The 2,217-nt window shown below is 36.6% G+C and carries 1 pseudogene; it reads left to right on the top strand.

The features are described from left to right. Nucleotides 1–2,217: pseudogene (gene pls / locus HMPREF2737_RS10180) on the top strand (plasmin-sensitive LPXTG-anchored glycoprotein Pls); the annotation flags it as partial.

Raw genomic sequence — 2,217 nt, 5'->3', positions numbered from 1 at the left:
AGAAACAGAAGAAGCGCCAAAAGCTGAAGAAACAAGCAAAGCAGCAACAGAAAAAGCACCAAAAGCTGAAGAAACAAACAAAGTAGAAACAGAAGAAGCGCCAGCAGCTGAAGAAACAAACAAAGCAGCAACAGAAGAAACACCAGCAGTTGAAGACACAAATGCTAAGAGCAATTCAAATGCTCAACCATCAGAAACTGAGAGAACTCAAGTTGTAGATACAGTTGCTAAAGATTTATATAAAAAATCTGAAGTTACAGAAGCAGAAAAAGCTGAAATTGAAAAAGTATTACCAAAAGATATTTCAAACTTATCTAATGAAGAAATTAAAAAAATAGCTTTAAGTGAAGTACTTAAAGAAACAGCTAACAAAGAAAACGCACAACCAAGAGCAACATTCCGTTCAGTAAGCAGCAATGCTAGAACAACAAATGTTAACTATTCAGCAACAGCATTAAGAGCAGCTGCACAAGACACAGTTACTAAAAAAGGAACTGGTAACTTTACTGCGCATGGAGATATAATCCATAAAACTTATAAAGAAGAATTCCCTAATGAAGGCACGCTAACTGCATTCAATACAAACTTCAATCCTAATACAGGAACTAAAGGCGCATTAGAATATAATGATAAAATAGATTTTAATAAAGACTTTACAATTACTGTTCCAGTAGCAAACAACAACCAAGGTAATACAACAGGAGCAGATGGCTGGGGCTTCATGTTTACTCAAGGGAATGGCCAAGACTTCTTAAACCAAGGTGGTATTTTAAGAGACAAAGGTATGGCAAATGCATCTGGTTTTAAAATTGATACGGCATATAATAATGTTAATGGTAAAGTCGATAAACTCGATGCAGATAAAACAAACAATCTAAGTCAAATTGGCGCAGCAAAAGTTGGTTACGGTACATTTGTTAAAAATGGTGCAGATGGTGTGACTAACCAAGTTGGTCAAAATGCCCTAAATACAAAAGATAAACCTGTAAATAAAATAATTTATGCAGATAATACAACTAATCATCTTGATGGTCAATTCCATGGCCAAAGATTAAATGATGTAGTATTAAATTATGATGCAGCAACAAGTACAATAACTGCTACATATGCAGGAAAAACATGGAAAGCTACTACAGATGATTTAGGAATTGATAAATCACAAAAATATAATTTCTTAATTACTTCAAGTCATATGCAAAATAGATATTCTGATGGAATTATGAGAACAAATCTTGAAGGTGTAACAATTACAACGCCTCAAGCTGATTTAATTGATGATGTGGAAGTAACGAAACAACCAATTCCTCATAAAACTATTCGTGAGTTTGATCCAACTCTAGAACCAGGCTCACCTGATGTTATTGTACAAAAAGGTGAAGATGGAGAGAAAACAACAACTACACCAACTAAAGTTGACCCTGATACAGGAGATGTAGTTGAACGTGGTGAACCAACAACAGAAGTTACAAAAAATCCAGTTGACGAGATTGTACACTTTGCACCTGAAGAAGTACCACAAGGTCATAAAGATGAGTTCGATCCAAACTTACCAATTGACGGTACAGAAGAAGTACCAGGTAAACCAGGCATCAAGAATCCTGAAACAGGTGAAGTAGTAACACCTCCGGTTGACGATGTCACAAAACATGGTCCAAAAGCAGGCGAACCAGAGGTTACTAAAGAAGAAATACCATTCGAGAAAAAACGTGAGTTCAATCCAGACTTAAAACCAGGTGAAGAGAAAGTAACGCAAGAAGGACAAACTGGAGAGAAAACAACAACAACGCCAACAACAATTAATCCATTAACGGGAGAAAAAGTAGGCGAAGGTGAACCAACAACAGAAGTAACAAAAGAACCAGTAGATGAAATCACACAATTCGGTGGAGAAGAAGTACCACAAGGTCATAAAGATGAGTTCGATCCAAACTTACCAATTGACGGTACAGAAGAAGTACCAGGTAAACCAGGCATCAAGAATCCTGAAACAGGTGAAGTAGTAACACCTCCGGTTGACGATGTCACAAAACATGGTCCAAAAGCAGGCGAACCAGAGGTTACTAAAGAAGAAATTCCATATGAAACTAAACGCGTATTAGATCCAACAATGGAACCAGGTAGTCCTGATAAAGTAGCTCAAAAAGGTGAAAATGGTGAAAAAACAACAACAACACCAACTACAATTAATCCATTAACGGGAGAAAAAGTAGGCGAAGG

Source organism: Staphylococcus sp. HMSC069D12 (genome assembly GCF_001810405.1).
GTDB classification, from domain to species: domain Bacteria; phylum Bacillota; class Bacilli; order Staphylococcales; family Staphylococcaceae; genus Staphylococcus; species Staphylococcus haemolyticus.
This window is presented reverse-complemented; position numbering and strand designations above follow the sequence as displayed.